Consider the following 19523-nt stretch of genomic DNA (forward strand, 5'->3'; position numbering starts at 1 on the left):
CGGGTTTCAGGCGCGCCCACGGGTCCAGTCCGGCCCGGTGCGCGCCCACTCCTGCTCCCACTCTGCGAGCCGGTGGCGCAGCGCCACCCGGCGCACCACGCCATGGCCGACCAGCACCAAGGCCGCCGCGCCGCTCGCCCCGCACAACCCCACGGTGACCGTGTGCTGCCAGACCGCGACGGCGTCGGGCGGCGGGGCGACCCCATGCCCCTGCCGGTCGAACCACACGTCCACCACGTCACCGGTCCGGGTCCCCGCCGGCACCCGGGCCAGGACGGTCTTCGTCCCCTTGCCCGGGACCGTCCAGCGCACATTCGTCTCGTAGGCGTGCGCCCGGTCGCCGCCCTGCACCGAGGGCAGCTGATCCGGGGAGCCGCCGACGACCGCGGCCCGGACCATGTGCCGCTCGGCCCGCTCCACCGCCGCCACCGACCGCGCCTGCTCGTAGGCCCACAGCCCCGTCAACGCCCCCGCCAGGGGCGCAGCCACGCCCAGCAGGACCGCGACGGCCAGCGCGATCCACGCCTCCACCACGTCGGACTTGCGCCGCAGCGGGTTCTGCCGCCAGCGCCAGCCACGCACCCGGGTACGCATGTCGACCTCCTCGCCGCCACAAGAGCCGGAGGGCCGGACAGCCGGTCCGCAGCTCCCAGCGTGCCCCCGCTCGCACGCGAGCGTCCACACGGGAGTGATACCCCGTACGGAGTACCCGGCCCACCGTCCTCGGGCACGGACGCGGTACCGGCTGAAGCGCGGGTTCCGCCGCGCGCCCCGGCCGGCCGCCGGTCAGGCACTGTGACCGTCGGGGGGAGCGGAGGGGGCAGGGGGAGCGGTGGGGTCTTCGAGGTACTGGGTGAGCAGGTCGCGGCAGACGGGGACGAGTGCCGCGTCGGACAGACCGCGCTTGGGCACGATCACGGAGGCTCTGTCCGTGCGGTCCAGGAGGACGAACTGTCTGTCGGACTCCGTGAACGAACCGAAGTGCGACCAGGCGAAGGCAGTGGTCTGCCCCTCCACACGGATCGTCAGGGCTTCCGGTCCGATCTCCACCTCGCGCGCCAGCCGCGTTCTCGGTGAGCGCCGCCCGATCGCGCGTGCCCTGCGGCGGAGACTCCGGCGGGTAGTGACGGCGAACGCTCTGACGACATGGTGGACGAGGACCATGGCGAGGAGCAGGGCGGGAATCCACCACTGCCAGGCCGGTGCGGCGACGGCCAGCAACACCAGCAGGCCCCACAGGGTCACGAGAACGACGACCGCCTGGCCCAGTGCCCGCCTCCGCAGACGCCGCCGCACGGGAGCGTCGGTCATCAACTCAAGGAGGTCGTCGGCCTCCGGGACGTACCTCAGCGTCAGCGTCGGCTGCATCATCCCCCCTGCCCTCGACGAGCGAGCCCGCGCATCGTAGTCGTGGGTGCCGGAGAAGGGGAGTGCCGTGCGGCGGGGGCCGGGAACGACCACCCGGAGGTGCCGGCGGGGCGGTGAAGGGACCAGGTCAGGCCCCAGATCATTGCGGTCGTATGAACGATCCGCGGGTGCGGGAATAGCTGCCGGGTGCTCGTCCTTGGCGCTGAGTGCCGCTGCCGGGACACCGGTGAAAGCACCAGAGAGCGAGGAAACACGATGCCCAAGGCGTACGTCCGCACGGCGGGGGTCGACCCCGTGGACCGGAACCTGCGGAACGGCTTCTGCCGCCCCGGCGAGGGAGGGACGCGCTTCCCGGGCGTCCTCGGCAGCGAGGCCGCCGGTGTGGTCGAGGCGCTCGGCGAGATCGTGATCGAGGTCGCCGGATGAGCGTCCCGAACTCCCGCGAGAGCGCCCCGCACATCCTGGACAACCCCGCCCGCGCCTCGCTCACCGGCCCGCACGCCCTCTTCGCCGAGCGGCGCGGCCGGATCCTGCGCTATCCCGTCGGCGTCTCCCCATGGCTGGCGCTGCCCGACGCGCCCGACGCGGACGACTGGGCGGATCTCGCCGCGCTGGCCGGCCCCGGCGCGGAGGTCCCGCTGCCCGGGTACCGCGGTGAGCTCCCGGACGGCTGGGAGCTCACCATGAACATCGCGGGCGTACAGCTGGTGGACGAGGGCATGGAAGCGGTCCCGGAGCCGGCCGCGGTCCGGCTGGGACCGGCCGACGTACCGGAGATCCTCGACCTGGTCGAACGCACCCGCCCCGGCCCGTTCCTGCCCCGCACCATCGAACTCGGCACCTACCTGGGCATCCGCCGGGACGGCAAGCTGATCGCGATGGCGGGGGAGCGGCTGCACCCGCCGGGCTGGACCGAGATCAGCGCGGTCTGCACCGACCCGGCGTACCGCGGCGAGGGCCTCGCGACCCGGCTCATCCGCGCGGTCGCGCACGGCATCCGGGAACGCGGCGAGACCCCGTTCCTGCACACCGGCGCCGAGAACACCACCGCGATCCGGCTCTACGAGTCGCTCGGCTTCCGCCTGCGCCGCCGTACCGCCTTCATCGCGGCCAGGGTGCCGGAGCCGCTCGGTCAGTCGCCGGCCGAGCCCGCCGAGGTCCCGGCGTTGTAGCGCTCCAGGTATCCGGCGAACCTGACCAGATCCGCCTCCGGCCAGTCCGCCAGCCGCTCCCGGAAGGCGGCCCGGCGGCTCTCCGTGACCTGGGCCAGGATCTCCTGCCCGGCCCCCGTCAGATGCAGCACCTGGACCCGGTGGTCCTCCGGGTCCAGACGCCGCTCGATCAGCCCCGCCCGCTCCAGCGCCGCCACCTGCCGGCTGACCGTCGACTTGTCCAGCGCGTAGTGCGCGGCCAGATCGGTGGCCCGGCAGCCGCCGCTCTCCTCCAGATGCCCGAGCAGCGTGTACGACACCAGCGACAGCTCGGGGTGCATGCGCCCGGCCGACGCCCGGGCCCGGCGCGCGAAGATCGTCATCTCGCGCTGGATGGTCTCGACTGCCGTCTCCGCCGTTGTCACGGGAACACCTTCGACGGCCGCGCCTTCCACAGCAACGCCCACACGGGAATACCTCCTCCGACGGTCTAGTTGTATAGTACAACTTGCCAGTGAGTTGTATAAGCCAACCAGTTTGGCCGGAAGGATCTGGAGGTCGTACGCGATGAGGTCACCGGCTCTGCGCCATGTGCTCACGCACCTGATCACCCCGCTGCTGATGTGCCTGGGCATGGGGCTCGCATATATGGGCGCCTTCGTCCACCCGGAGCCCCACCACATGCCGGTGGCCGTGGTCGGGGCCGGACCGGAAGCGAAGGTGTTGGCGCAGACCATCAAGGACACCGCCGGCGACAAGCTCGACGTCCGTACCGTCCCCACCCGCGCCGCGGCCGTCGACCTGCTCAAGTCCCGTACCGTGACCGGCGCCTATGTGCCGAGCGCAAAGGCTCCGGAGCTGATCGTCGCCAGCGCCGCCTCCGACATGGGCGCCACGGCCGTCGAGAAGGTCTTCACCCCGCTCGCCGACAAGCAGGGCGTCCCCCTCAAGGTCACCGACGTGGCCGAGCCGGTCGCCGACGACCCCACCGGACAGGGCCTCTTCTTCCTGCTGATCGCCGTGAGCATCGGCTCCTACGCCTCGGTCGCCGCCCTCGGTGCGGCCGGCGCGGCGCTCCCGATGCGGATACGCGCCCTGTTGGCGCTCGGTGTCTCCGCCGTCGTCAGCGGCATCGGCGCCCTGCTCGCCGGACCGGTGTTCCACCTCGCCCACCACGACCTGGCCGGGGTCTGGGGCATGGCCTGGCTCTACTCCGCCGGCATCCTCCTCATCGGCGTCGGCCTGCACACCTTCCTCAAGCGGTGGACCACGCTGACCATGATGGTGCTGTTCGTGATGCTCAACTTCACCAGCTCCGGCGGGTTGTTCCGCCCCGAGCTGCAGAACGGCTTCTTCGGCACCCTGCACGCCTTCTGGAACGGCGCCGGCTTCGTCGAGGGCGTCCGCAGCCTGCTGTACTTCGGCAGCGACGGCCTGAGCCGCAACGTGTGGACCCTCGCGGTCTGGCTGCTGGCCGGCCTCGCGGTCACCGCGATCGCCGCGGCCCACGAGCGGACCAAGGCGGCCCCGGCCGCCTCCGTGGCCGTACCCGACTCGCCTGCCGAACTGGCCGAACTGGCCGAACTGGCCGAACTGGCAGAGGAGGCCGAGCTGGCAGAGGAGGCTGAGGAGGCCGAGGAGGAGACCGCAGAAGCGGTCGGCGTCTGACCGCCCCGCCGTCCCACCACCCGTTCGCCCGTTCGCCCGCCCGTTCGCCCGCCCGCCCGCCCGCCCGCCCGACCGACCGTCCGACCGTCCGTCGGGCGGTCGGGCGGTCGGGCGGTCGGGCCGTGCGTGTGTCCGCACGGCCGGTAAACCATCTGACCAGCCCCCGGCGTCCGGATAGGCTCCCGTTGATGACCTCACTCTCCGACTCCGATACCGCCACCACCGCCGTCGTCTCCGCGCTGCGCGCCGCCGGTTGCGTCTTCGCCGAGGACGAGGCGGAGCTGATCCTCGGCACCGCCCGCACCCCGGACGAACTGGCCGCCATGGTGGACCGGCGAGCCGCCGGACAGCCCCTCGAACACGTCCTCGGCTGGGCGGAGTTCCATGGGCTGCGGATCCTGGTGGAACCCGGCGTGTTCGTGCCCCGCCGCCGCACCGAGTTCCTGGTCGACCAGGCCCTGGCCCAGGCCCCCGGCGCGTCCGTCGTCGTGGACCTTTGCTGCGGCTCCGGCGCGGTCGGCGCCGCCCTCGCCGCCGCCCTCGGGAACGTCGAACTGCACGCCGCCGACATCGACCCGGCCGCCGTCGGCTGCGCCCGCCGCAACATCGCCCCCTACGGCGGCCACGCCCACGTCGGCGACCTTTTCGACGCCCTGCCCGCCGCCTTGCGCGGCCGGACCGGCATCCTCGCGGCCAACGTGCCCTACGTCCCCAGCGACGAGGTGGGGCTGCTGCCCGCCGAGGCCCGCGAGCACGAGCCGCTGGTCGCCCTCGACGGCGGTGGCGACGGTCTCGACGTGCTGCGCAGAGTTGCCGCGGGGGCGTGCGACTGGCTCGCACCCGGCGGCTGCGTCCTGGTCGAGACGAGCGAGCGCCAGGCCGAGGACTCCGTGGAGACCTTCCGCCGCGCCGGCCTGACCACCCGGCTCGCCGCCTCGGAGGAGCTGTACGCGAACGTCGTGGTCGGCGTACGCGACTAGGCCCTCTCCGGAGTCGTGATCACGGGGCGGAGGCTGGGCACGGAGATGCCCGTGCCGCGCGGCCGAAGCCCGGCCGCGGAGTTGTCGTACGTCCTGTCGTAGCGGGTCGCCGGCCTTCGCCGGCCTTCGCCGGGCTTGGTTCCGGGCCGGAGTGCTCGGCGGATCAGTCCTCGGACAGGAGCCAGCCGATGCGCAGTTCTTCCGCACCGGGGCGGAAGGTCCGCATGAGCTCGGCTCGCTCGGGGTCGTCTTCGGGGAGGTTCTCGGCCAGGAGGGCCTGTGCGGCGACTGTCTGGGGCCGGGCGCCGAGCGCGGCGCGCAGGTGAAGTGAGCGGCGCAGCATCGCGAGCCGCTCGGCGGGTTCCTTGTGCGGTGCGAGGTGCCGGATGATGTAGGACTCGAAGTAGCCGTCGCCGGACTCCGTCGCGATCCGGAGAGCTGTCTCGTAGCGCGGGAGGGCGCCGGCCGCGTCCTCGTCGATGTTGTCCAGCAGGACGGCCCAGTGGTACTCGGCCCAACCGCGCAGCTTCTCGTCGCCGTGCTCGACCGCCGCGCGGTAGCCGGCCTCGGCCACGGTGCGGTCGTCGGCGCGGGGGACGCGCTGGAACAGCAGGCGGCTGTAGGCCAGTCGAGCCGTGAGCAGATGCGCGGTCGGCGATGCGGGATCGAGCGCCGCGACCGCTTTCTCGGCCTCCTCGTGACCTTCGATCCGGAAGAACCAGCGGTCGACGGCGATCTCCGCACGAAGCTCGGGCTCGGCGTCCGGGCCCAGGACGGCCAGCGCGGCGTCCCACTCCCCGAGCAGCAGCAGGCGGCGTGCCATGTAGGTGTCATCAGGTAACATGGCACCTACATTAGGAAGCTGCGATGTAGGTGGTCAAGTGCAATACGGTGACTACATTGGTAACGTGACGCGGTTGGCCGTCGAACTGGCCAACACCGGGACCCTCGACCAGCACGGCGAACTGGTCGCCGCGTTCTTCGCGGAACACGAGATCGCTCCGCCACCGGGCGGTGACTACGGCGAGCTGCCGGACCTCGTGCGTACGGCCCTGGCGCAGTCGGTCGACGGTGCCGCCCCCGAAGCCGTGCACCGCCTGCTGCGCGACTATCCGCCGGAAATGCACCTGTCCGACCATGACGGCCTCGGCGGCTGGCACATCCACTTCAGCCGCAACGGCACCCCGGCCGAGCGCTGGGCCGGCCAGCTGATCGCTGCCGAGCTCGCCCGGGTCGTGGCCGGGGATCCGGCGGTGACGCTGGGGCGGTGCGCCGCGGCCGGGTGCGGGAACTACTTCGTTGACCAGTCGCGGAACCGGACACGCCGGTTCTGCTCCAACGCGTGCGCGAGCCGGACGACGGTCGCGGCTCATCGGGCCCGGACGGCGAAGAACTCCTAGCGGGTCAGTTGTGGAGCAGGCGCCGGCAGACGATCGCCCGGCCCGCTTCGGTCTTCGGTCTCCGGTCCGGCGAAAGCGGTTCCCGTCGTGCCCGCTGTGTGTCGGCCGACCGCGCCACCGCGCCACCGGGCCGACGGCCCGGTGGTCGGCTGGAAACGGCCTAGGTGGTGGCCCCGCTCCCCGAAGGGCTCGGTGACGGTGAGCGGTCGCCGGGGCGCTGCCACGGGCCGCCGCGGTCGTGCATGCCGCTGCGTCCCATGCCCGTGAAGTCGCCCGAGAGGGCGCCGGACGCGGTCAGCTTGCCGTCGCCGCCGCGGGTGCCGATCAGGAAGGCCGTCGCGTCCTTCTTCAGCGCGTCGGAGTCGCCCCGTACCTTGACGTCCGAGCCCACGGTCCACGTCCACGACGTGCCGTCGTCGCTCTTCACCGTGACCTGGTCGCCGTCCACCTTCTGGACGGTGCCCCGCTGCCAGACCCGTACCACGTACTTGCCGGTGTCCGGGTCCTTGACGGTCGCCTCGCCGTGCACGCCCATGCCGCCCATGCCGAACCAGCCGGGCCCGGGGCCCCGCCCGTCCGGCGAGGAGGGCGCCGAGGGTGCGCCGGAGGCGGCCGGGGGCGTGGTGGAGCCGCTGTCGCCCGAGCCGGCGGCGAAGGCCACCGTGCCGCCCAGGGCGAGCGCCCCGGCGACGAAGGCCACGGTCACCGCGCGCACGCGGATCGACTGACGGCGCCACAGGTCGCGCAGCGGCGCGCCCGGCTCACGGTCCGGTCCCGGCCCGGCAAGGACCTCCGACGGGGCTTCCCACTCCGGGGCGGCGGCCTGCGGGGGACGGTCGGGCATCGGGGGGATCGACGGTTCGGTTCCGTCGACGTCACGGCGGTCTTCCTGCTCCGGTTCGTGCGTCACGGCTCGCTCCCATCGGCGAACGGCACGCGGCATCGCGCGATGCATGCCTCTCTGTGAATTGTGGGCGTTCGCCGATAAGAACCTGGTAATCAGTCCCTGTGAATTCGATGAATCCGGGACCTTTGGTCCTTTCCGCTACGGCAGTTCCCGGGCCCGTGCGATGAGCAGCGCCACGTCGTCGTGGTTGTCGGGGTGGTGCAGCTCCCGCAGCAGCAGGTCGCAGGCCTCCTCCAGGGGGCGGGCGGGATCGTCGAGCAGGGCCAGCAGCTCGTCCAGCCGTTCGTCCAGGGAGTGCCTGCGGGTCTCGACCAGACCGTCGGTGTAGAACACCAGCTCGTCGCCGGGTTCGAAGTCGACGGTCGTGGTGGCGAAGGGGATACCGCCCACGCCCAGCGGGACCCCGGTGGGCAGGTCGAGGAGTTCCGGCGGCCGGCCGGGGCGGACCCGGGCCGGCGGCAGATGGCCGGCGTTGGCGATCCGGCACCGGCGCAGATGCGGGTCGTACACGGCGTACACGCAGGTGGCGATGGAGTGGTCGAGGCCCGACGTGGTCTTGTCCAGGTGTTCGAGGAGCACCGCAGGATCGAGGCCGAGTGCGGCCAGGGTGTTCGTCGCGGTGCGCAGCCGGCCCATCGTCGCGGCCGCGTTGATGCCGCTGCCCATCACGTCGCCCACCACGAGGGCCGTTCTGCCGCCGTCCAGCGGGATGACGTCGAACCAGTCGCCGCCCACCTCGACGGTGGCGCCCGCCGGCTGGTAGCGGGAGGCGACCTCCAGGCCGGGGGTGACCCGGGGATGGGTGGGGAGCAGGCTGCGCTGGAGGGTCAGGGCGGTGGTGCGGGCGTTCTGGTACCAGCGGGCGTTGTCGATCTGCACCGCCGCCCGCGCCGCCAGTTCCCGGGCCAGCAGCAGATCGTCGTCGTCGAAGGAGGCCGGATTGCGGGTGCGCCTGAGGTCGAGGGCGCCCAGCACCTCGCCGCGCGCGATCAGCGGCACGGCCAGATACGAGTGCACCCCGGCCCGGGCCAGCAGCATCGCGGCCTCCCGGGAGGGTGCGATCCGCGCCAGGTCCTCGTCCTTGACCTGTGGGACGACGACGGCCTCCCCGGTCCGCACGCACTCGGTGATCAGCCGGTCCGGCGCGTACCGGGCGACCGTGCCCGGCGCCGCGGCGGCCTGGACCGCGTCCGCCTCCTGCTCCGCGCGCACGGCCAGGGCCCGGAGCACGGCCGGCTCACCCGGGCCGAGCGTGCTGCGCCGGCCCTCGACCACGGTGTCCAGCAGGTCCACGGCCGCGAAGTCGGCGAGCTCCGGCACGGCGACGTCGGCCAGCTCCCGGGCGGTGCGCTCCAGGTCCAGGGTGGTGCCGATGCGGGCGGAGGCGTCGGCGATCACGGCCAGGCGCCGGCGCGCGTGCTCGGCCTCGACCCCGGCCCGGTACGGCTCGGTGATGTCCACCACCGACGTGGCCACACCCAGCACGTTGTCCAGCGCGTCCTCCAGCCGGTAGACCGACACCGACCAGATGTGCTCCTCGTCCGGGTCGGCCGGCGTACGGCCCACCGCGGACTCGTCGATGACCGGCTCACCGGTGTGCAGCACCCGCAGGTACGCCGACTCCAGGGCGTCGGCGTCCAGGGAGGGCAGCACCTCGCGGATCGTCCGCCCCACGTGCTCCGCGGCCGGGACGCCGTTCATCTGTTCGAGGGCCGGGTTGACCGACACGAACCGCAGCTCCGTGTCGAGGACGGCCAGTCCGATCGGCGACTGCTTCACGATCCGCTCGGACAGCGCCACGTCCTGCTCCAGCCGGCGCACCGTCGACTGGTCGGCGGCCAGACCCAGCGCGAACACGTCGCCGTTGTCGTCCATGAGCCGCATGTTGCGGAACTCGACCACATGGGTGGTGCCGTCCTTGTGGCGGATCGGGAAACCGCCGGCCCAGCTCCGCCCGGTGCTCATCACGTCCGCGAACAGCTTGCCGACCAGTTCGATGTGGCGCTCGTCCACCATCAGCCGGGCCGCGTACTGCCCCAGTGCCTCCCGTGCCGTGTAGCCGAACAGCTCCTCCGCCTGCGGGCTCCACAGCACGATGCGCCCCTTGGCGTCCAGCACCACCGAGGCCACGCTCAGGACGTCCAGCAGCCCGCCCGGCCGTACGGGTCCGCGCACGGGCTCCCGGCCCTCCGGCGCCGAAGCCTCGGCTGAACTCATCGCACGCACCGCCTTCGAACCTCCGCACGGCACGCCGTCCCCCGTGCCGACTCCCCTTGTTCTATCGCGCTCACACCCGACTCTCCGACGCCGCCGCCGACTTTTCCACCATCTCTCAACAAGGCGGCATCCGTATGGCGAAGCGACCAGAGGGGCGGCAGGGGCGTGAGTTCACTTTCCCGTCCCGTCATTGGTCTGTACATGTCCGGCGGGCCCGCGCCAGACTGACCGGCGCACGCGCGTCCCACCCCCCAGATACCGAGGAGTAGGCTTCCATGCCCGCGTCCACCCGGCAACGTTGTCGCGCAGGCCTGACCGCCCTGGTCGCCCTCGCCACCACCCTGGTCCTCGCGACCGCCGCCCCGGCCTCCGCCGCCGACACCTGGACGGAGACCGGCTCCGACCGCGCCGACCCGCTCACCGAGAGCCAGGGCCTGACCTCGGTCGAGGTCCCGGCCAACAGCCCCAACCGGTACACCGGCATCGGCACCATCCAGCTCAGCGTCTCCAGCCGCGGCTGGAACCACGTGGGCGACCCCGACGAGTCCTACGACGGCTACTACGTCGAGCCCTACCAGGCGGACTCCGGCACCGCCAAGATGTACCGGGTGCAGGCCCCCGACGGCACCTGGTCGGAGTACGTCCACACGCTCGCCTCCGGCGAGGCCCTCAACAACTCCTGGGACGCCATCACGCCCGACAGCCAGTACATGCTCTCGGGCGAGTACGGCACGATGACCCGCTTCCTGGTCTTCCCGACGCCGGGCGCCAACAAGAGCACCTCGCCGTCCGCGAACCTCCCGCTCGCGTCCGTCGTCAACCTGGACCACGCCGTGCGTGACGTGCAGGGCTGCGACTTCTCCAGTGCCACCACGCTGCTGTGCTCCTCGGACGACCCGGACGGCAGCCTCTTCGGCTACACCAAGCCGCTCCTGCAGATCGACCTGTCGGCCCAGCCCGGCTCCGGCAACGTCACCGGGCATGTCACCGCGCTGCGCCAGCTCCCGCTGCGCAGCTCCTGCTCGGGCACCTTCGAGGCCGAGGGCATCGACTACGACCGGCGCAGCGGCACCCTGCGCGTCATCGTGATGTCGCCGAGCATCTGCATCCTCACGGACAGCAAGACCTACAAGTTCACCCGGGGCTGAGCCCTCTGCGGCTGCTCCCGACGGGTGGTGCACCGCCCGGAAATCGGTGCTTTTCTGTTGGCATGGCGCGGTTCGCGGGGGAACCCGTGGCACCGCGCCATCGCCATGAGAGGAGCGATCACGATGGTCCGTGAGCGACTGCACGAGGAACCCGTCTCGCTGGAGATCAGCGGATGCAACAAGGAGGACGCCCGGATCGTGTTCGACGCGCTGTGCCAGTGCTTCGAGTCCGACCGGGCCGCCGAGGACGTGCCGCAACAGCTCCACGAGACCCGCCCGATGGTGTGGCTCGGCACGTTCGAGGTCACCGACGCCCACGAGTGCACCCCGCCGCCCCGGCTCTCGGCCACGGTCGAGGCCGACGCGCAGGGCGGCTACTGGGCGATCAGCCGGCTTCATGCGACCCTCGACTCCCTGTTCGCCGTACGCAACCTGTCCTCCGCCTCGGGCGACCAGGAGAGGGAACTGCACGTCCTGCTCGAAAGCCGGTGACCGGTGATCTGAGACACGTCACACCGGAGCCCTTGTGCAACTAGTTGCATAATCCGTGCGCGGTCCTCTACAACTACGGTGACGACACCGCGCACGGAGGGCCCGATGAGCCGTTACCCGCACCTGCTGCAACCCCTCGACCTCGGCTTCACCACGCTGCCCAACCGCGTGCTCATGGGCTCCATGCACGTGGGCCTGGAGGAGGCCGAGCGCGGCTTCGAACGGATGGCGGAGTTCTACGCGGCCCGGGCCCGCGGGGGAGTCGGCCTCATCGTCACCGGCGGCATCGCACCCAACGACGAGGGCCGGCCGTACGAGGGCGGCGCCAAGCTCACCACCGAGGAGGAGGCCGAGCGGCACCGGACCGTCACGGAGGCCGTGCACCGCGAGGGCGGCCGGATCGCGATGCAGATCCTGCACTTCGGCCGGTACGCCTACCACCGCGACCTGGTCGCCCCCAGCCCCCTCCAGGCCCCGATCAGCCCCTTCCCGCCCCGCGAGCTGACCGACGCCGACGTCGAGCGCACCGTCGACGACTACGTCCGCGCCGCCCGCCTCGCCCGGCAGGCCGGCTACGACGGTGTCGAGGTCATGGGCTCCGAGGGCTACCTGATCAACGAGTTCATCGCGGCCCCGACCAACCGGCGCACCGACCGCTGGGGCGGCTCGTACGAGAACCGGACGCGGTTCCCCGTCGAGATCGTCCGCCGGGTGCGCGAGGCCGTCGGCGACGACTTCATCATCGTCTACCGGCTGTCCATGCTGGACCTGGTGCCCGGCGGGTCGACGCTGGACGAGGTCGTCACGCTCGCCAAGGCCGTGGAGGCCGCCGGGGCGACCATCATCAACACCGGCATCGGGTGGCACGAGGCCCGCATCCCGACCATCGCCACCTCGGTCCCGCGCGGCGCGTACACCTGGGTCACCAAGAAGCTGATGGGCGCGGTGTCCGTCCCACTGGTCACCACCAACCGCATCAACACCCCGGAGGTCGCCGAGGAGTTGCTCGCCGAGGGCTTCGCCGACATGGTCTCCATGGCCCGTCCGATGCTCGCCGACCCCGACTTCGTCAACAAGGCCGCGGCCGGTACCCCCGAGGCCATCAACACCTGCATCGGCTGCAACCAGGCCTGCCTCGACCACACCTTCAGCGGCAAGATCACCTCCTGCCTGGTCAACCCGCGCGCCTGCCACGAGACCGAGCTGGTCCTCGCCCCGACCCGGCTGAAGAAGCGCGTCGCGGTGGTCGGCGCCGGTCCGGCCGGCCTCGCCTGCGCGGTGTCCGCCGCCGAACGCGGCCATCAGGTCACGCTGTTCGACGCCGCGGCCGAGATCGGCGGCCAGCTGAATGTGGCCCGCAAGGTCCCCGGCAAGCAGGAGTTCGACGAGACCCTGCGCTACTTCCGTCACCAGCTCGACGCCCACGGCGTGGACGTACGCCTGAACACCATGGTCGAGCCCGAGGACGTCACCGGCTACGACGAGGTCGTGGTCGCCACCGGCGTCACCCCGCGCACCCCCGACATCCCCGGCGTCGACCACCCCCGCGTCCTCGGCTACCTCGACGTGCTGCGCGACAACGCCCCCGTCGGCGACCGGGTGGCGATCCTCGGCGCCGGCGGCATCGGCTTCGACGTCGCCGAGTACCTCACCGACGGCGGCGACAAGGCGAGCGACGACCCGGCGACGTACTTCAAGCACTGGGGCGTCGACATGGACTACCAGGGCCCCGGCGGGCTGGCCGCCCCCGAGCGCCCCGCGCCCCCGCGCACCGTCCACCTGCTCCAGCGCAAGACCGGCAAGGTCGGCGCCGGACTCGGCAAGACCACCGGCTGGATCCACCGCACCGAACTCAAGCACCGCGGCGTCACCATGGTCCCGGGCGCGCAGTACGACCTGATCGACGACGCCGGACTGCACGTCACCGTCGACGGGGAGAGCACCGTCCTGGAGGTCGACACCGTCGTGCTGTGCACCGGGCAGGAACCGCGCCGGGGCCTGTACGAGGAGCTGGTCGCCGCCGGCTGCAGCGCGCACCTCATCGGCGGCGCCGACGTCGCCGCCGAGCTGGACGCCAAGCGGGCCATCAAGCAGGGCACCGAGCTGGCGGCCGCCCTGTGAGCGGCCGTCCCTAGGATGAGCCCATGTCACTCCCGCACGCGATCCTCACCGCCCTGCTCGAAAGGCCGTCGTCGGGGCTTGAGCTGACCCGCAGGTTCGACAGGTCGATCGGTTACTTCTGGTCGGCCACGCACCAGCAGATCTATCGCGAGCTCGGAAAGCTGGAGTCCGAGGGCTACATCCGCACCCTGCCGGCCGAGCAGCCGGCCCGCGGGCAGAAGAAGAGCTACGAGGTCCTGCCCGCGGGCCGCGCCGAACTGGCCCGCTGGACCGCCGCCTCCCAGGACCCCAAGCCCCAGCGGGACGTGCTCCTGCTGCGGCTGCGCGCGGCCGCGGTCGTCGGCACCGAGGGTCTCGAAGCCGACCTGCGCCGCCATCTGGAGCTGCACCGGCGGCAGTTGGCCGAGTACGAGGAGATCCAGCGCCGCGACTTCCCGCCGGGCAAGGACGCCCGCGAGGACCGGCTGCGGCATCTGGTGCTGCGGGCCGGCATCGACCTGGAGACCTTCTGGACGCAGTGGCTCAGCCATGCCCTGGAGGAGTTCGGCGAACTGCCTGACCTGCCCTGAGGGCAGCGCCCCGTAAGGGGCGCGGGGCCGGATCCGATATGCGGCTGCCGCCGCGCGGGCGCGACCGGCCACGACGGCGCCGCAGCCGGCAGACGGCGGATCGCGGCGGTTCCGGCGGAGCGCTCAGAGCCGGTACGGCTTCGAGCGCTTGCGCAGGTACCAGCCCGTGGCGATGACGCCCGAGCCGACCAGCGCCGCGCCGATGCCCAGCGTGAGCGGCCCGTAGTCGCGGGCGGCGCCGCCCAGACCGCCCATCACGCCCCGGGAGGGCGCGGCCGACCTGGTGGTGGAGGAGGTCGTCGGCGCCGCGGCGGTGCCGGACACGATCACCGACTGGGTGCCCGCCGTTCCGCCGTTGGAGCAGACGACGACCACCGTGTAGGTGCCCGTCGGCACCCCCGACCAGGCCGCGGACTGGCTCACGGTGGTGCCCGCCAGAGCCACCTGCCGTCCCTGGGCGAAGGCGGTCTGGCCGCTGTTGAGCAGCGAGGCGTTGCCCCAGCTGCCGTTGCTCTGGGTGCAGGCGCTGGTGACCACCGAGACCGTGGTGCCGATGGTGCTCACCGAGATCCCCGAGAGCGCGGCGGACGGGCCGGCGAGCCAGGTCGGGAACGCGGCGGCGGCCGCCAGGGTCAGGCCGGAGCGGAGGAGAAGGCGTGTAGTGCGCATGGTCTGTCCTCCGGCGGCACGGTTGGCGGAACGTCCCTTGCGCCGCCGAGGGTCGGGAAACGCCCGTGCTGCCACAGGTTCAGCGAAAGGGGCCCCGGCGTGTACCGCACCCGGAGGGCGACCGGCCAGGTGACTTCTTCCCCCGTCCGGCCCAGGCCCGGATGCGCGTCAGGTGCCCGTCGTCACGGTCCGCTCTGCCGACCAGCCGCCCCAGGTGCCGTCCGGCAGCCGCGCCCGGAGCCGTACCCGGTGCACGGCCCCATGGTCCCGGCCCACATAGAAGCTATAGGTCGCACGGCCCTTCGGCGGGGTGCCTCCCCACACCAGGGAGGTGGTCGTACCGCCGTCGAGCCGGATCTGGTATTCCGTGACCACACCGTCCACCTGCGGCGGATCCCAGGCCAGATCGAGGTAGTAGGCCCCGCTCTCCTCGTGGGTCCGCGCCGTGAAGGCGGCCGGCGCGGTGTCCCGGCCGTCGCCGGTGCCCGGCGTGGTGAGCCGTACCGCGGTGCTGGCGGGCGAGAGGTTGTCGGCCGCGTCCCGGGCCCGGACGGTGAAGACATAGCGGGTGCCCGGCCGCAGCCCGGTGACCACCGTCGCGGTCTGGTTCCCGCCCACACTGTGGATCTTGGCGCCGCCCTGCCAGATCTCGTACGACACCACGGCCCGGTCGTCCTTCGAGGCGCCCCAGGACAGCTGTACCGCACGGCTGCCCACGGCCCGGCCGTCCGGCCGCGCGGGACGGGTCGGCGCCGAGCGGTCCGCCGCGACCATCGCCGGCGTGGTCGCCCGCACCGCACGGCTGCGCGGCCCGAGGCTGCCGTCCCCGCCCCGGGCCCGCACGGTGAACACATACACCGTGGACGGCCTGAGCCTGGTGACGTCCACCATGTGCTCGGACCCCGGGACTTCCTCGATCTTCGTGGTGCCGCGATATACCTCATAGCCGCGGATCCCGGAACCGTCCGGCAGCGCGTTCCACATGACGTGCACGCTGGTGGCGCTTCCGGCCGCCGCCGTGACCCCCGTCGGGGCACCGGGAAGCCGGCCGCTGTCACCGTCGGCGCCGCCGCCCCAGCCGCAGGACGACACCGACAACAGGACGCAGACCACGACGGCAACTCGGCGCACGGTTCCGCCTCCCCGGGGACGGCAGCACGGCAATGGTCCGGACCAATATGGCCTGCCCGGGATGCGGACATCAAGAGGGCCGTATTGCAGACGGCGGGGGAGAGTTACGTATGCTGAGTGCTCTGCGGTCGAACTTCCCCGGAGAAAAGGGGAGTTCGCGCCTGCGGCGCGGAACGCTGTCGTCGCTGATCCCGCGCCGGCACGGGCGGCCGGGGCGGCCTGGGCTGACACCGGCTCAGCGCCCCGGCCCTCGGCTGCCTCTCACGAAGTGTCAGTTTCGTTGCTCCGAACGGCCCTGTACGGCCTTCGCTTGCTGGCTCGGCCGCCGGACCAGCACCAGATTGTTCCGGTGACTCCATGTCCCCCACGAAAAGGGCTCCTCATCGTGCGTGTCCAGTCGCTGACGCTGGCCGCGGCCGGCGCCGCCCTGCTCGCCCCGGCCACACTGCCCGCCCCCGCCGCCTCCTACGCGGCCCAAGGTGACCGGCACCGGATCACCGCCACCGACCTGCTGGCCCGGGTGCAGGACTGCGCCCAGGTCTCCAAGGGCCGCTACCGCTCCGACGCCGGTACCGCCGCCACCGTCCCCGTGTGCGACACCCGGCAGGCCGTCTTCTGGAAGGCCGACCTCGACATCGACTGCGACGGCCGGCCCACCGCCCACTGCAACCGCACCGCCGACCCGGCGTTCTCCGCCGCCACCGCCTTCCAGCAGTCCGACGGCAGCCAGCTCAACGCCGAGAAGCTGCCGTACGTCGTCGTGCCCGGCGTCAGCGGCCGCTGGAACCACCGGGCGTCCGGCGTCCGGGGCGGCGCGGTCGCCGCGGTCATCTACAAGGACCGCGTGCAGTACGCCGTCGTCGGCGACACCGGACCGCGCGACATCATCGGCGAGGCCTCCTACGCCACCGCGAAGGCGCTGGGCGTGAACCCCGACCCGCGGGTGGGCGGGGTGCCTTCCGGCGTCACGTACATCGTCTTCAAGGACTCCGGGATCCAGCCCATCGAGGACCGCGAGGCGGCGGAGGCGGAGGGGGAGCGGCTGGCGGAGCAGTTCGCCGAGGACGACTGACCGGGCCGGTCGGCCGCCGCCGGCACTGCGGGCAGGGCGGCCGTACCTTCGGCGGTGCGGGTCAGACGGCCGCCCAGCCGTTGTCCACCGGCAGGATCGCGCCGTTGATGCTGCCGGCCGCGTCCGAGGCCAGGAAGACGATCGCCGCCGCCTGATCCTCGGGCTCGGAGACCTGGCCCACGTTGCCGAAGTACGGGCCGAGCGCGGCCGGCCCGTGCGCGCCGTCCTCCGGGTCGACGCTGATACCGGTCCTGGTGCCGCCAGGGGCGATCGCGTTGGCCCGGATGCCGTGGTTGCGGTACATCACCGCCAGGCTCTTGGTCAGGCCGACGACACCGTGCTTCGAGGCCGTGTAGGCGGCCCCCGCCGCGCTGCCGCGCAGGCCGGCCTCGGAGGCGGTGTTGACGATCGCGCCCCGGCCCGCCGCCAGCATGTGCGGCAGCACCGCCCGGGTGAGCAGGAACGGCGCGGTGAGGTTGACGCGTATCACCCGCTCCCACTCCGTGTCGGCGACGTCCGCGAGCGCCGACATCCGGTCCATGATCCCGGCGTTGTTCACCAGGACGTCCACCCCGCCGAACCGGTCCACGGCGGTCGCGACCACCTGGTCCACCACGGACTGCTCGCTGAGGTCACCGGTGACGGCCACGGCCGTACCGCCCGCCTTCTCGATCTCCTCGACCGCCGTGCCCGCGGCCTCGGCGTTCAGGTCGGCGACCAGGACCCGGGCACCCTCCCTGGCGAAGGCCAGGGCGGTGGCCCGCCCGATCCCCGATCCCGCCCCGGTGACGATGACGCCGCGCCCGTCGAGTCCGCTGGCCATGTGGTGCTCCCATCAGGTGGTTCGAGGGCGCGCTGCGCCCGGTGCGGTCACACCCTACGACTTAATGTCTTCGAGTGACATAAAGTCGTGGCGGGAATTTTCCGCCACCTGGTTCCTCGGGGAGAATCCCGGTACAGCAGTCACCGGCACCGGAGGGACAGATGACCGCAGGGGGACGCACGGGACGACCGCCCCTGACCGAGGAGCGCAAGGCCGAGACCAGACTGGAGATCGCCCGCGCCGCCGTGGACCTGTTCGTCGCCCAGGGGGTGGCCGCGACCACGGGCGAGCAGATCGGGCAGGCGGTCGGCGTCTCGGCGCGCACGGTGTGGCGCTACTTCCCGAGCAAGGAGGCCTGCGTACGACCGCTGTTCGCGGCCGGCATCGAGGCCGTCGCCGACTGTCTGCGCGCCTGGCGCCCCGGCCAGCCGCTGGAGGAGGCCTTCGAGGACGCCGTACCGACGGACAGCCGGCTGGTGCGCGGCCCCGACCGCGCCACCATGGGCGCCCTGGTCCGCCTGACCCGCGGCGAACCGGGCCTGCGCGCCGAGTGGCTGCAGTCCTACGACGAGGCCGAGCCGGCGTTCGCCCGCGCCCTCGCCGAACGCTCCGGGCTGCCCGCCGACGACCTGCGGCCCACCATCCAGGCGGCCATGTTCAACGCGGCACTGCGCGCGGCCGTCGAGCACTATGCCTGGCGCGTCGCCGACGAGACCACGGACCCCGCCGGGGCGGAGGCCGAGCTCACGGCGACCATGCGCTCGGCCCTCGCGGTGGCGGCGGAGGGGCTCGCTTAGGGGGTTCTCAGACCTTGCGGTAGGTGTATGCCTCGGCGGCTGCCGCCTCCACCGCGTCGAGGCCGGCCCCGGTGGCCGCCGTGACGACCGCGGCGATCGCGCCCTCGACGAACGGGGCGTCCACCAGCCGGGTGCCCTCCGGGAGTTCGTCGCCCTCGGCGAGCAGCGCCTTCACGGTGAGCACCGCGCTGCCCAGGTCGGTGAGGACGGCGACCCCGGCGCCCCGGTCCACGGACGCGGCAGCGGCGGCGATCAGCTCGGCGCTGGTGCCGAGCCCGCCGCCCTCGGTGCCGCCCGCCGGGGCGAGCGGCACCGCCGTGGCGCCGCCCGCCAGCCCCTTCGCCAGCTCCGCGACGGACGCCGCCACCTCCGCGCTGTGCGACACCAGCACGATCCCGACCAGCTTGTCGTCACTCACCGGCCGCCTCCGCGAGTGCCGCGACGAGCAGCGCCGACGAGGTGGCGCCCGGGTCCTGGTGGCCGATGCTGCGCTCGCCGAGGTAGCTCGCCCTGCCCTTGCGGGCCTGCAGCGGGATCGTCGCCTCGGCGCCCTGCTCGGCGGCGGCCCGCGCCGCCCCGAAACCGTCGCCGAGCGCGTCGACGGCCGGCACCAGGGCGTCGATCATCGTCTTGTCCCCGGGCGCGGCCCCGCCGAGCGCCATGACCTTGTCCACCCCGGCCCGCAGCGCCTCGGCGAGCTGAGCCTCACTGACCTCGGCCGCGTCGCCCAGCGCCTTGCCGGTGCTGCGCAGCAACGTGCCGTACAGCGGCCCGGACGCGCCGCCGACCGTGGAGATCAGCCGGCGTCCGGCGAGCGTCAGCACGGCACCCGGGGTGTCGGGGGCGTCCTTCTCCAGCGTGGCGACCACCGCCTTGAACCCGCGCTGGAGGTTGCTGCCGTGGTCGGCGTCCCCGATGGGGGAGTCGAGGGCGGTGAGCCGCTCCGCCTCGCGGTCGACGGAGGCGGCGGTCGCCGCCATCCAGCGGCGGAAGAAGTCGGCGCCGAGCAC

Annotated in this window: 22 protein-coding genes; 11 read left to right on the forward strand and 11 right to left on the reverse strand. The window is 72.7% G+C overall.

The window, feature by feature from the left end:
* Window positions 1–6: 6 nt before the first annotated feature.
* The gene (locus SSP29_RS47960; protein WP_107436457.1) at window positions 7–594 is read right to left on the reverse strand and encodes an Rv1733c family protein; all 588 of its coding nucleotides are present in this window, start codon (window positions 592–594) and stop codon (window positions 7–9) included.
* A gap of 192 nt (window positions 595–786) precedes the next feature.
* Window positions 787–1371 (reverse strand): YcxB family protein, encoded by a 585-nt coding sequence (locus tag SSP29_RS47965; RefSeq protein WP_089107325.1) that lies wholly within the window; start codon window positions 1369–1371, stop codon window positions 787–789.
* A gap of 252 nt (window positions 1372–1623) precedes the next feature.
* Between SSP29_RS47965 and SSP29_RS58990 the strand changes: the two genes are divergently transcribed.
* The gene (locus SSP29_RS58990) at window positions 1624–1794 is read left to right on the forward strand and encodes an alcohol dehydrogenase catalytic domain-containing protein (RefSeq protein WP_167450189.1); all 171 of its coding nucleotides are present in this window, start codon (window positions 1624–1626) and stop codon (window positions 1792–1794) included.
* On the forward strand, window positions 1791–2540 hold the full coding sequence (locus SSP29_RS47970) for a GNAT family N-acetyltransferase (RefSeq protein WP_089107326.1): 750 nt from the start codon (window positions 1791–1793) through the stop codon (window positions 2538–2540). The genes SSP29_RS58990 and SSP29_RS47970 overlap by 4 nt, the downstream gene beginning before the upstream one ends.
* Here the strand turns inward: SSP29_RS47970 and SSP29_RS57950 are convergent.
* Window positions 2501–2902, reverse strand: coding sequence for a MarR family winged helix-turn-helix transcriptional regulator (locus SSP29_RS57950; RefSeq protein WP_245883574.1), 402 nt, complete (start codon window positions 2900–2902; stop codon window positions 2501–2503). The genes SSP29_RS47970 and SSP29_RS57950 overlap by 40 nt on opposite strands.
* Before the next feature lie 184 nt (window positions 2903–3086).
* Here SSP29_RS57950 and SSP29_RS47980 point away from each other — a divergent pair, with 184 nt between their 5' ends.
* Entirely contained in the window at window positions 3087–4187 is a 1101-nt protein-coding gene (locus SSP29_RS47980) for an ABC-2 transporter permease (protein WP_089107327.1), read from the forward strand.
* Between the two features lie 188 nt (window positions 4188–4375).
* Window positions 4376–5167, forward strand: coding sequence for a putative protein N(5)-glutamine methyltransferase (locus SSP29_RS47985; RefSeq protein ID WP_089107328.1), 792 nt, complete (start codon window positions 4376–4378; stop codon window positions 5165–5167).
* Between the two features lie 163 nt (window positions 5168–5330).
* Here the strand turns inward: SSP29_RS47985 and SSP29_RS47990 are convergent, their stop codons facing one another.
* Window positions 5331–6011 (reverse strand): hypothetical protein, encoded by a 681-nt coding sequence (locus SSP29_RS47990; RefSeq protein ID WP_150136372.1) that lies wholly within the window; start codon window positions 6009–6011, stop codon window positions 5331–5333.
* A 64-nt stretch (window positions 6012–6075) separates the two neighbouring features.
* Between SSP29_RS47990 and SSP29_RS47995 the strand changes: the two genes are divergently transcribed.
* Window positions 6076–6567 carry a CGNR zinc finger domain-containing protein gene (locus SSP29_RS47995; protein WP_218036977.1) on the forward strand — a complete coding sequence of 164 codons (492 nt, stop codon included), beginning with the start codon at window positions 6076–6078 and terminating at the stop codon, window positions 6565–6567.
* Window positions 6568–6727: 160 nt separating this feature from the next.
* Here SSP29_RS47995 and SSP29_RS48000 read toward each other — a convergent pair whose 3' ends face one another.
* Window positions 6728–7477: a hypothetical protein gene (locus tag SSP29_RS48000; RefSeq protein ID WP_089107331.1), complete on the reverse strand. Its 750-nt coding sequence runs from the start codon at window positions 7475–7477 to the stop codon at window positions 6728–6730.
* Window positions 7478–7612: 135 nt separating this feature from the next.
* A complete protein-coding gene (locus SSP29_RS48005) occupies window positions 7613–9691 on the reverse strand; it encodes a SpoIIE family protein phosphatase (RefSeq protein WP_089107332.1) in 2079 nt (692 codons plus the stop codon).
* A gap of 275 nt (window positions 9692–9966) precedes the next feature.
* Between SSP29_RS48005 and SSP29_RS48010 the strand changes: the two genes are divergently transcribed.
* The 4 genes from SSP29_RS48010 (at window position 9967) to SSP29_RS48025 (ending at window position 14021) form a co-directional block, all read left to right on the forward strand.
* The gene (locus SSP29_RS48010; protein WP_089107333.1) at window positions 9967–10839 is read left to right on the forward strand and encodes a hypothetical protein; all 873 of its coding nucleotides are present in this window, start codon (window positions 9967–9969) and stop codon (window positions 10837–10839) included.
* A gap of 123 nt (window positions 10840–10962) precedes the next feature.
* Window positions 10963–11331 (forward strand): hypothetical protein, encoded by a 369-nt coding sequence (locus SSP29_RS48015; protein WP_089107334.1) that lies wholly within the window; start codon window positions 10963–10965, stop codon window positions 11329–11331.
* 105 nt (window positions 11332–11436) lie between these two features.
* Entirely contained in the window at window positions 11437–13452 is a 2016-nt protein-coding gene (locus SSP29_RS48020) for an NADPH-dependent 2,4-dienoyl-CoA reductase (RefSeq protein ID WP_089107335.1), read from the forward strand.
* A gap of 23 nt (window positions 13453–13475) precedes the next feature.
* The gene (locus tag SSP29_RS48025) at window positions 13476–14021 is read left to right on the forward strand and encodes a PadR family transcriptional regulator (RefSeq protein ID WP_089107336.1); all 546 of its coding nucleotides are present in this window, start codon (window positions 13476–13478) and stop codon (window positions 14019–14021) included.
* Window positions 14022–14144: 123 nt separating this feature from the next.
* Here SSP29_RS48025 and SSP29_RS48030 read toward each other — a convergent pair whose 3' ends face one another.
* Both SSP29_RS48030 and SSP29_RS48035 read right to left on the reverse strand, forming a co-directional pair.
* Window positions 14145–14690 carry a hypothetical protein gene (locus tag SSP29_RS48030; RefSeq protein ID WP_089107337.1) on the reverse strand — a complete coding sequence of 182 codons (546 nt, stop codon included), beginning with the start codon at window positions 14688–14690 and terminating at the stop codon, window positions 14145–14147.
* A 168-nt stretch (window positions 14691–14858) separates the two neighbouring features.
* Window positions 14859–15821 carry a fibronectin type III domain-containing protein gene (locus SSP29_RS48035; RefSeq protein ID WP_089107338.1) on the reverse strand — a complete coding sequence of 321 codons (963 nt, stop codon included), beginning with the start codon at window positions 15819–15821 and terminating at the stop codon, window positions 14859–14861.
* A 385-nt stretch (window positions 15822–16206) separates the two neighbouring features.
* Here SSP29_RS48035 and SSP29_RS57955 point away from each other — a divergent pair, with 385 nt between their 5' ends.
* A complete protein-coding gene (locus SSP29_RS57955) occupies window positions 16207–16893 on the forward strand; it encodes a glycoside hydrolase family 75 protein (RefSeq protein WP_089107339.1) in 687 nt (228 codons plus the stop codon).
* A 61-nt stretch (window positions 16894–16954) separates the two neighbouring features.
* Here SSP29_RS57955 and SSP29_RS48045 read toward each other — a convergent pair whose 3' ends face one another.
* Window positions 16955–17716: an SDR family NAD(P)-dependent oxidoreductase gene (locus SSP29_RS48045; protein WP_089107340.1), complete on the reverse strand. Its 762-nt coding sequence runs from the start codon at window positions 17714–17716 to the stop codon at window positions 16955–16957.
* Between the two features lie 161 nt (window positions 17717–17877).
* Here SSP29_RS48045 and SSP29_RS48050 point away from each other — a divergent pair, with 161 nt between their 5' ends.
* Window positions 17878–18513, forward strand: coding sequence for a TetR/AcrR family transcriptional regulator (locus SSP29_RS48050; RefSeq protein WP_089107341.1), 636 nt, complete (start codon window positions 17878–17880; stop codon window positions 18511–18513).
* A 7-nt stretch (window positions 18514–18520) separates the two neighbouring features.
* On the opposite strand, the gene SSP29_RS48055 is transcribed toward SSP29_RS48050, so the two are convergent.
* Both SSP29_RS48055 and dhaL read right to left on the reverse strand, forming a co-directional pair.
* The gene (locus SSP29_RS48055; protein ID WP_089107342.1) at window positions 18521–18931 is read right to left on the reverse strand and encodes a PTS-dependent dihydroxyacetone kinase phosphotransferase subunit DhaM; all 411 of its coding nucleotides are present in this window, start codon (window positions 18929–18931) and stop codon (window positions 18521–18523) included.
* Window positions 18924–19523 carry a dihydroxyacetone kinase subunit DhaL gene (gene dhaL / locus SSP29_RS48060; protein WP_089107343.1) on the reverse strand — a complete coding sequence of 200 codons (600 nt, stop codon included), beginning with the start codon at window positions 19521–19523 and terminating at the stop codon, window positions 18924–18926. Before dhaL ends, SSP29_RS48055 begins: the two co-directional genes overlap by 8 nt.

It is taken from the genome of Streptomyces hyaluromycini (assembly GCF_002217755.1).
Classification (GTDB): domain Bacteria; phylum Actinomycetota; class Actinomycetes; order Streptomycetales; family Streptomycetaceae; genus Streptomyces; species Streptomyces hyaluromycini.

Bases quoted from the DNA above. Each gene is read 5' to 3' on its own strand.
- SSP29_RS47960 (WP_107436457.1), bottom strand. From the start codon at position 594: ATGCGTACCCGGGTGCGTGGCTGGCGCTGGCGGCAGAACCCGCTGCGG.
- SSP29_RS47965 (WP_089107325.1), bottom strand. From the start codon at position 1,371: ATGATGCAGCCGACGCTGACGCTGAGGTACGTCCCGGAGGCCGACGAC.
- SSP29_RS58990 (WP_167450189.1), top strand. From the start codon at position 1,624: ATGCCCAAGGCGTACGTCCGCACGGCGGGGGTCGACCCCGTGGACCGG.
- SSP29_RS47970 (WP_089107326.1), top strand. From the start codon at position 1,791: ATGAGCGTCCCGAACTCCCGCGAGAGCGCCCCGCACATCCTGGACAAC.
- SSP29_RS57950 (WP_245883574.1), bottom strand. From the start codon at position 2,902: ATGACGATCTTCGCGCGCCGGGCCCGGGCGTCGGCCGGGCGCATGCAC.
- SSP29_RS47980 (WP_089107327.1), top strand. From the start codon at position 3,087: ATGAGGTCACCGGCTCTGCGCCATGTGCTCACGCACCTGATCACCCCG.
- SSP29_RS47985 (WP_089107328.1), top strand. From the start codon at position 4,376: ATGACCTCACTCTCCGACTCCGATACCGCCACCACCGCCGTCGTCTCC.
- SSP29_RS47990 (WP_150136372.1), bottom strand. From the start codon at position 6,011: ATGTTACCTGATGACACCTACATGGCACGCCGCCTGCTGCTGCTCGGG.
- SSP29_RS48005 (WP_089107332.1), bottom strand. From the start codon at position 9,691: ATGAGTTCAGCCGAGGCTTCGGCGCCGGAGGGCCGGGAGCCCGTGCGC.
- SSP29_RS48010 (WP_089107333.1), top strand. From the start codon at position 9,967: ATGCCCGCGTCCACCCGGCAACGTTGTCGCGCAGGCCTGACCGCCCTG.
- SSP29_RS48015 (WP_089107334.1), top strand. From the start codon at position 10,963: ATGGTCCGTGAGCGACTGCACGAGGAACCCGTCTCGCTGGAGATCAGC.
- SSP29_RS48020 (WP_089107335.1), top strand. From the start codon at position 11,437: ATGAGCCGTTACCCGCACCTGCTGCAACCCCTCGACCTCGGCTTCACC.
- SSP29_RS48025 (WP_089107336.1), top strand. From the start codon at position 13,476: ATGTCACTCCCGCACGCGATCCTCACCGCCCTGCTCGAAAGGCCGTCG.
- SSP29_RS48030 (WP_089107337.1), bottom strand. From the start codon at position 14,690: ATGCGCACTACACGCCTTCTCCTCCGCTCCGGCCTGACCCTGGCGGCC.
- SSP29_RS48045 (WP_089107340.1), bottom strand. From the start codon at position 17,716: ATGGCCAGCGGACTCGACGGGCGCGGCGTCATCGTCACCGGGGCGGGA.
- SSP29_RS48050 (WP_089107341.1), top strand. From the start codon at position 17,878: ATGACCGCAGGGGGACGCACGGGACGACCGCCCCTGACCGAGGAGCGC.